The 8,569-nt window shown below is 74.0% G+C and carries 7 protein-coding genes; 2 read left to right on the top strand and 5 right to left on the bottom strand.

The window, feature by feature from the left end:
- Positions 1-114 precede the first annotated feature (114 nt).
- Complete coding sequence (locus AC07AL_RS06425) at positions 115-2,484, bottom strand: lamin tail domain-containing protein (RefSeq protein WP_363587168.1); 2,370 nt, start codon at positions 2,482-2,484, stop codon at positions 115-117.
- A gap of 304 nt (positions 2,485-2,788) precedes the next feature.
- On the opposite strand from AC07AL_RS06425, the gene AC07AL_RS06420 reads away from it, so the two are divergent.
- A complete protein-coding gene (locus AC07AL_RS06420; RefSeq protein WP_363587169.1) occupies positions 2,789-4,240 on the top strand; it encodes a WGR domain-containing protein in 1,452 nt (483 codons plus the stop codon).
- Positions 4,241-4,305: 65 nt separating this feature from the next.
- Here the strand turns inward: AC07AL_RS06420 and AC07AL_RS06415 are convergent, their stop codons facing one another.
- The 3 genes from AC07AL_RS06415 to AC07AL_RS06405 form a co-directional block, all read right to left on the bottom strand.
- On the bottom strand, positions 4,306-5,313 hold the full coding sequence (locus AC07AL_RS06415) for an NADP-dependent oxidoreductase (protein ID WP_363587170.1): 1,008 nt from the start codon (positions 5,311-5,313) through the stop codon (positions 4,306-4,308).
- Between the two features lie 92 nt (positions 5,314-5,405).
- A complete protein-coding gene (locus AC07AL_RS06410; RefSeq protein WP_363587171.1) occupies positions 5,406-5,846 on the bottom strand; it encodes a nucleoside deaminase in 441 nt (146 codons plus the stop codon).
- Positions 5,843-6,688, bottom strand: a complete 846-nt coding sequence (locus tag AC07AL_RS06405) for a TIGR03619 family F420-dependent LLM class oxidoreductase (protein WP_363587172.1) — start codon at positions 6,686-6,688, stop codon at positions 5,843-5,845. The genes AC07AL_RS06410 and AC07AL_RS06405 overlap by 4 nt, the downstream gene beginning before the upstream one ends.
- Before the next feature lie 93 nt (positions 6,689-6,781).
- On the opposite strand from AC07AL_RS06405, the gene AC07AL_RS06400 reads away from it, so the two are divergent.
- The gene (locus AC07AL_RS06400) at positions 6,782-7,228 is read left to right on the top strand and encodes an Lrp/AsnC family transcriptional regulator (protein ID WP_363587173.1); all 447 of its coding nucleotides are present in this window, start codon (positions 6,782-6,784) and stop codon (positions 7,226-7,228) included.
- 49 nt (positions 7,229-7,277) lie between these two features.
- Here AC07AL_RS06400 and AC07AL_RS06395 read toward each other — a convergent pair whose 3' ends face one another.
- Entirely contained in the window at positions 7,278-8,315 is a 1,038-nt protein-coding gene (locus AC07AL_RS06395) for an LLM class flavin-dependent oxidoreductase (RefSeq protein WP_363587174.1), read from the bottom strand.
- Between the last annotated feature and the right edge of the window lie 254 nt (positions 8,316-8,569).

Here is an 8,569-nt window from a genome sequence, read left to right as displayed (position 1 = left end):
CCCACCCCCCCCCCCCCCCTCTTTCCCCCCCCCCCCACCCCCCCCCCCCCCCCCCCCCCCCCCCCCCCCCCCCCCCCCCCCCCCCCCCCCCCCCCCCCGCGCCGGTGTCGTGCGTCAGGGCAGCGGGATCCGCACGACCTGCGGGTCGTGGTCGCTCAGCTGGGTGCTGAACTCGCTGTTGATGTGCACGATGTCGTAGCTGTACGGCTTCGCCGCCAGCGCGCCGGAGATGAGGATGTGGTCCAGCACCTGGGAGTTGCCCTCGTACACGTAGGTGTAGCGCTCGGGCAGCGGCAGGGTGCGCGGCAGGTCGGTCAGCGAGCCGCCGGCGGTGAGGATGTCGGCGGTCTGCGAGAACTCGAAGTCGTTGAGGTCGCCGAGCACGATGACCGCCGCGTTCGGGTCCACCGCCAGGATCTGGTCGGTGAAGTTCTTCACCGCCGTCGCCTGGTTGTGGCGCTGGGTCTCGGACGGGTGCGCGGGCGGCTGGTAGCGGCCGAACAGGGGCTGGTCGCCGCCCTTGGAGTTGAAGTGGTTGGCGATCACGAAGACCGGCTTGCCGTTCCAGCGGAACTCGCCGGCGAGCGGCTTGCGGCTGGAGTTGAACGCCGTGTTGGTCGGGTCGATCCGGCCGGGGGAGTAGGCGAGTTGGGGCGTGCCGCCGTTGTTGACCACCGAGTCGGCGGTGGTGGAGCCGGCGCCGGGGCGGTCGGTGAAGCTCAGGCCGCGGTCGGTGCGGAACAGGAACACCTGGCGGATGTTGCCGCCGGGCTGGCCGCCGTCCTGGCCGTCCACCGGGTCGATCTGGCGGTAGGAGTAGGCCGGGCCGCCGGCCGCCGAGATGGCGGCGGTGAGCTTGGCGAGGGTCTGGTCGGGGGCGGTGGTGCCGTCGTCGGTGGGGCCGCTGTTGTCCTGGATCTCCTCCAGGGCGACGAGGTCGGGCGAGCGTAGGTTGGTGACGATGCCCGCCGCGAGGCCGTCGAACTTGCTCTGCGGGTCGGCGGGGGAGAGGTTCTCCACGTTGAAGGTGGCGGCGGCGAGCTGGCCGGCCGTCGGGGCGGCGGTGACCTCGGGGGCGAGGTTGCCGGAGGTGACCGCCGGGGTCGCGGTGACCTGGAGCTTGAAGTTGCCGAAGGAGTAGTCGAGCACGCCGACGGTCGCGCCGGTCAGGGTGTCGCCGACGTTGGCGGCGGGGGTGGGCGCGAGCGCGTTCGCCAGGGTCACCCGCTCCGGGTTGCCGTCGCCCGCCTGGAGCAGGATGCCGCCCCGGTTGGTGCGGGTGGTGCTGCCCTGGGGCACGACGGGGAGTTCGCCGTACTTGTTGCTGGGACCGACCACGGCCGCGTTGTCGATCTCGACCCGCATGCCCTCCAGCGAGGCCCAGAAGTCGATGCCGTCGGTGGCGGGTTGGTAGTTCCCGGCGGTCTCGACGTCCCCGCCGGTGACGCTGGAGATCACCGCTGCCGGGGGCACCCGCCCGCCGGGGCCGACCAGGGTGGGCGCGGGCAGCGGCGCGTTGTGGGCGAGCACCGTGACGCTGGGCGCGGTGAGTTCGGTGATCGACAGGTTGGTGGTGCCGCCGCTGCCGCCGGGGCGGTACTGGCTGACGGTGGCGCTCACGGTGACGGAGTCGCCGACCGCGACGGTGGGCGCGCCGGCGGTGTAGACGTAGACGCCCTCGCTGGTGCCGGGGTCGTTGTCGGGCTGCGGGTCCTGGTACCAGAAGCCGTTGGGCCCGACGGCGGTGACCACGCCGGGCACCGCGCTCACGGCGCTGCCGGCGAGCGGGGAGGTGCGGGCCGCGCCCTGGATGTCGTGTATTCGGGCGCCGGTGGTGGTGCCGCCGCCGGTGGACGCGGAGTTGCGCGGCGTCGGGGCGCCGATGGTGAAGTCCGCCGCGTTGTTGTCGGTGTCGGTGGCGCCGCCGCCGACGCGCAGGGCGGCGGTGGCGTTGGACAGGTTGCCGGTCGGCGAGCCCTCGGCGGAGCTGGCGCCCGACCCGTAGCCGACCAGGTCCTTCACCCCGGGCTGTGTCGCGCAGCCCGAACCGCAGGTCAGCGCCGTGCCGTTGGTGACCAGCGCGACCTTGCCGGAGGTCGCGGCCAGGTTGAGGGTCCCGGTGGCGTCCGGCGTCGGCAGCGCGGCTCCCGTCCCGGCCCCGGCGGCCTCCTGCACCAGGAGGAAACGCCCCGGCGCGATCGTGCCGGACAGCGTGGTCCGCCCCCAGGACGTGCCGCCCGCCGAGGCGTACTGCACCGTCCAGCCCGTGACGGACACCGGCGCGGTGCCGCGGTTGTACAGCTCGATGAAGTCGTTGGCGTACGGGGCGCCGGAGTTGCCACCCCCGCCGTACACCTGGCTGATCACCACGTCGGGTGACGCCGCCTGGGCGACGCCGCCGGGCAGCGCCAGCAGCGCCCCCACCACGGCTGCGGCGGACGCCCCCGCCATCGCTCTGCGCCGGACTCGCTGGGTACTCCGCATGAGCTTCCTCCTGACGGCCGCTCGGGCTGGTGGGCCCGGCGGTCTGAGCACGGACAAGAAAGTTCGGGCGCTGCGGTTCTAGCAACGCCACCCGATCCCTACCGTGCGCGGCGGGCGACGGCCAGATGTACGGCGGAAGAATGGTTCGTGAGGCGACAAGTGGGAGGCGGGGTTCCGGGCGGCCCGGCGGGACGCGTTGTCAGTGCCGCGCCCTAGGTTGGGGGTTGTCGGCGAGCGGGGCCGAGAACAGGCCCCGCCCCGCCTCCCGTCTCCGTTGCCCGAGAACCCGAAAGGGGACTTCGTCGTGTCCGTCGCCGTGGAAGAGCAGGTCACCTACCTCGAACTGTCCGAGGAGGAGGGGAGCGCGCACAAGTTCTACGAGGTGCGGCTCGCCGGCAGTACGGTGACGGTCCGCTACGGGCGGATCGGCGAGGAGGGGCAGGCCAAGTCCACCAGCTTCCCGAGCGCCGAGAAGGCCGCCGCGTCGGCGGCCAAGAAGATCGGCGAGAAGGTCCGCAAGGGCTACGCGCCGGCCGTCCAGGGCGTGCGCCAGCACCGGGCGGTGACCAGGCGGCAGCTCGTCAGCACCCGTTCGACGGCGAACCAGGCGCCGCTGCTGTGGCGGTTCCGCTCCGGCTCGCCGGCCTTCGGCGTCTTCGTCGGCGAGGAGCACGCCTGGGTCGGCAACGAGCGCGGCGACGTCTACACCCTCACCCACGACGGCGAGGTCACCGCCCGGTTCGGCCTGCCGGACGGCGTCAAGTGCATCGTCGCCGACGACTGGTGGATCTACGCGGGCTGCGACGACGGCAAGGTGTACGACCTGGGCGGCAAGGTCCCCCGGGTGGCGTACGAGATAGCCGAGGACGTGGACATCTTCTGGCTCGACATCCACGACGGCGTCCTGGGCGTCGCCGACGAACGCGGCGGGCTGACCACCGTCGACCACGAGGACGAGTTCCAGTGGCGCCGCAAGGCCGAGGGCCGCTCCGGCTGGATGGTGCGCTGCGACGCGGACGGCGTCTACCACGGCCACTCGCGCGGCGTCGCCCGCTACGCGGCGCGCGGCGGCGACCAGGTGTGGCACACCGCGACGAAGGGCGAGGTGCTGTTCGGCTGGCAGGAGGCCGACGAGGTGTTCGCCGGCACCGGGCGCGGCTGGGTGCACCGGCTGCGCAAGTCGGACGGCTCCGAGGTCGCCGCCTACCGTTGCGACGCCGCCGTGTTCTCCTGCGCGGCCTCCCCGGACGGCGAGTACGTCTTCGCCGGGGACAACCACTCCTCGGTGTACTGCTTCGCCGCCGACGGCACCCGGCTGTGGAAGCTCGCCACCGGCTGCGGCTCCGCGTACAGCATGCAGTACCGGGACGGCCGGCTCTACCTGGTGACCACCGACGGCTCGCTCGCCTGCCTGGACGCGAGCGAGCAGGCCGTCCGGGCGGCCGAGGCCGGGACGCTGCCGGCCACCGCCGAGGTGCTCGACGCGGGCTGGGAGGCGGTGCGGCCGGGCACGGCCCTGGAGACGGTGGTCGTCGGCACCGGCGGCCTGCCCGGCGGCGGGATCGAGGTCGAGTGCGTGCAGGACGGGGCCCGGCTGCGGGTGCGGGTGGTGTCGGCGGGCTTCGACCCGGGCCGACGGGTGCAGTTCCCGAAGGACATCCGGGTCGCCGGGGCGCGGTACCTGGTCGCCGAGGTGCGGGAGTCCGCCTCGGGCGGCTTCTACCGGGCGCGCGGCGAGATCAAGCGTCTGCTCTGAACGCCCCCGGTGCGGCGGCGGCGGACGCCCGTCGCCGCCGCACCGGGCCCGGCTCAGGCCGGAGTTCAGCTCAGCCGCAGCACCAGCTTGCCGGTGTTCTCCCCGCGGAAGAGCATTCCGAGGACCGCCGGGAAGTCGTCCACCGTCCCCTCCACCACGTGCTCCTTGACCTTGATCCGGCCGTCCCCGATCCAGCCCGCGAGCTCCCGGGCCGCCTCCGGGTAGCGGGGCGCGTAGTCGAACACCACGAAGCCCTCCATCCGGGCCCGCCGCACCAGCAGTGACAGGTAGTTGGACGGGCCCTGCACGGCGGTCTCGTTGTTGTACTGGCTGATCGCTCCGCAGAGCACCACCCGGGCGTGCATCGCGAGCCGGGTGAGCGCGGCGTCCAGGACGTCCCCGCCGACGTTGTCGAAGTACACGTCGATGCCGTCGGGCGCGTGGTCGCGCAGCGCCTTGCGGACGTCCTCGGAGTGGTAGTCGATCGCCGCGTCGAAGCCCAGTTCCCCGGTGAGCAGCGCGCACTTCTCGGGGCCGCCCGCGATGCCGACCACCCGGCAGCCCTTGATCCTGGCGATCTGCCCGACCAGGCTGCCGACGGCCCCGGCGGCGCCGGAGACCACCACGGTCTCGCCCTCCTTGAGCGCCCCGACGTCCAGCAGCCCGAAGTAGGCGGTCATCCCGGGCATGCCGAGCGCGCCGAGGTACGTCGACAGCGGCGCGAGCGCGGGGTCGACCTTCAGCGCGCCCTTGCCGTCCGAGACCACGTACTCCTGGACGCCGAAGCTGCCGACCACGTGGTCGCCGACGCGGAACTTCGGGTGGTCGGACTCGACGACCTCGACCACGGACCCGGCCCGCATCACCTCGCCCAGCCCGACCGGCGGCAGGTAGGACGGCCGGTCGTCGAGCCACCCGCGCATCGCCGGGTCCAGCGACACGTACCGCGTCCGCCCCACGAACTGCCCGGGCCCGGCCGCCGGCACCGGCTCCGACCCGTGTGCCCAGTCCTCCGCCCGCACCTCCCCGACCGGACGGCGGGCGAGGCGGATCTGACGGTTGGTCGCGGTCATGACGTCTCCTGGGGGCGCGCGGGCCTGCACTGGACGCCCGAGTCTAAGCAAGCGCTTAGTCATCTGACCAGTGCCCGCCCGGCGCGTCGACGTCAGCGGCCTGGCCGGTAGTAGGCGTCGAGGGGTGCGCGCGCCTCGTCGAACAGGGCCGGGCCGTCCTGGGCCACCGTCGGCCAGGCGCCCGCCTGCGGGTTGAGCTCGACGAGTTGCTCGGTGGAGAGCGCGAAGACCACCCGGCCGAGGCCGGAGCGGACGATGCCGCCGGCGCACATGCCGCAGGGCTGGCAGCTGGTGTAGAGGGTGGTGCGCGCGGCCAGGTCCGGGTCGAGTTCGCGGGCCGCCCAGCGGGCGAGCTTCAGCTCCGGGTGGGCCGTGATGTCGTCGTCGCGCCGCACCGTGTTGTGCGCCTCGGCGAGGATCGCGCCGTCCGGGCCGGCCAGCAGGGAGCCGTACGGTGCGTCGCCCAGGGCGACCGCCCGGGCCGCGAGGGCGACGGCGCGCCGCAGGAGGGTTTCGTCGGCCAGGGTGATCACGGGCGGGCCTTCCATTGGGTGGCCACGGTGGTGAGCGCCCGCCAGGCCGCGCGGGGCCGACGGGTCTCCTCCGGATCGCCGTGGTAGGGGTCGAGGACGACGGTGTCCGCGCCGAGCAGCCGCAGCTGGTCGAGGTCGTCGAGGACCTGCTCGACGGTGCCGACCCCGGCGGGCCGCTCGGGATCGTCGACCGGCGCCTCGGTGATCCGCAGGGCGATGCGGGGGGAGAACCCCGGTAGCGAGTGCTCCGCCAGGATCGAGCGCATCAGGGGCAGGGGCAGCCGCAGCGGGTGCCAGGCGTCGCCGAACCTGACCGCGCGTCGGATCGCCGCCCCGCTGTGGCCGCCGACCCAGACGGGCGTCGGGGCGGCGTGGCTCCCGGTCCCCGTCCCCGTCCCCGTCCCCGGAGTCTCCGGACGCCAGGCGTCCCGCAGCACGCCCAGGTACTCGTCGGTCAGCCGGCCGCGCGCGGCGAACGGCACGCCGAGCGCGTCGAACTCCTGCCGCGCCCAGCCGACGCCCACCCCGAGGACGAACCGGCCGCCGCTGAGCCGGCTGAGGTTGGCGGCCAGCCGGGCCGTCAGCAGCGGGTGCCGGTAGGGCAGGATCAGCACGCTCGTGCCCAGCCGCAGGTCCGTGGTGAGGCCGGCCAGCCAGGACAGCGTGGTGAACGGCTCGTAGAACGGCTCCGGGTACCGCACGGACACGTCCGGGGTGATGGTCACGTGGTCCGACAGCATGAGGAGGTCGAAGCCGAGCCCCTCCGCGGTCCGCGCCCATTCACGCAGCACGCCGGGGTCCGTCCCGGGCCCGAAGTTCGGTACGTTGACGCCAAGTTGCATGGACCGAGGCTATCCCGGTGATCATGGCCGGCGGAACCGAACCATCCCGGTGATCACTGCCCTGTGCCGTGGTTCTGCCGGTAGAATCGCGGAATGGCCGTGAATCTCGACGACGTCGACTGGCAGATCATCGGACAGCTGCAACGGGAGGCCCGGATCTCCCTCAGCGAGCTGGGGCGGCGGGTGAACCTCAGCTCGTCCGCCACCACGGAACGGGTGCGGAACCTGGAGGCGCTGGGCGTCATCACCGGCTACCACGCCGCGGTCGACCTGGCCAAGGTCGGCTATCCCGTGCTCGCCGTCGTCCGGCTGAAGTACCCGGGCAACCGGCACGAGCCGCTGCGCCGGCTGCTCGCCGAGCGGCGGGAGCTCCTGGAGTGCCTGCGCACCACCGGCGACGACTGCTACACCCTCAAGGTCGCCGCGACCTCCATGGAGCATCTGGAGACGCTCGTGGACGAGCTGGCCGGCTTCGGCAGCACGACCACGAGCGTCGTCTACAGCCAGACGCTGCCCACCCGCGGCCCCGCCCGGCCCTGAGTCGCCGTGCCCTGAGTCTCCGTGCCCCGCTGCGCGCGAGGCCGCCGGGTCAGCCGCGCCCGGTCGAGGGCTGCCAGCCGAGGGCGGGGCCGAGGCGGGTGGCGAGGTCGGTGAGGATCTGCACGTAGTCCTGGTGGTCGAAGGTGAAGGGCAGGGCGAAGGCGACCTCGTCGACCTCCTGGTAGCCGGCGTGGGCGTGCAGCCGCTCGGCGATCTCCTCGGACGGGCCGACCAGGTCGGGCGCGAACACCATCCGGGCCGGGCCCTGCGGGGCGAGGGTGCGCGGGGTGCGGGCGAGGGCGTACGCCTGGTACTTGGCGCGCTGTTCGGGGGTGGCGCCGTCGGTGGGGATGACGACGAGGCCCTGGGAGACGCGGGCGCGCTCGCCGTCGGGGTGCTGGGCGCGGAAGGCGCGGATCTGGGTGCGCTGGATCTCGGCGAAGTCCTCGGACTCCCCGGGCTCCCCGGCCTTGACGATGCTGCTGGTGAGCAGGTTGAGCCCGTGCTCGCCGGCCCAGCGGGCGGAGCGCAGGCTGCCGGCGCCGTACCAGAGCCGGGAGGCGAGGCCGGGGGAGTGCGGCTGGACCCGGCGGGAGTACACCTCGATGCCCTCGGTGCCGGCGAAGTCGGAGGCGGGTTCGCCGCGGACGAGGCCGAGGAGGCGCTCGGCGCGGCCGGTCCCGAAGTCCTCGTGCTCGCCGGTGTCGGGGTAGAGCGTGCCGCGGACCCGGTCGTAGTGGGTGGGCGGGCCGACGCTGAAGCCGGGGTTGAGGCGGCCACCGGAGAGGATGTCGACGGTGGCGAGGTCCTCGGCGAGGCGCAGCGGGTTCTCCCAGCCGAGCGGGGTGACGGCGGTGCCGAGGTGGATGCGGCTGGTGCGCTGGGAGGCGGCGGCGAGCACGGCGACGGGGGAGGAGATCCCGTACTGGAGGTGGCGGTGGCGCAGCCAGGCGCTGTCGAAGCCGAGCTGCTCGCCGAGGGTGATGAGGTCGAGGGTGGACTCGTGGCCCCGGCGCGGGTCGGCCTCGTCGAACAGTCCGATGGTCAGGAAGCCGAGTTTCCGCAGCGGTCGTGGGGTCGGCGGCATGGTGGGTGGCTCCGGGTGGTGTGAGGCGGCCCCGGGAGGGCCGGGCGGGTGGTGCCCGTCGAACGTACGCAGGCGGCTCGCGTCCCCACAAGATCGGCGCGGGATCGGACATCGGCGCGCAACACGGCGCAATCCCGTCTCCACATCGACCCGGTACGGGGCGGGGGGGGGGGGGGGGGGGGGGGGGGGGGGGGGGGGGGGGGGGGGGGGGGGGGGGGGGGGGGGGGGGGGGGGGGGGGGGGGGGGGGGGGGGG

It is taken from the genome of Kitasatospora sp. NPDC043949, assembly GCF_056435365.1.
This window is presented reverse-complemented; position numbering and strand designations above follow the sequence as displayed.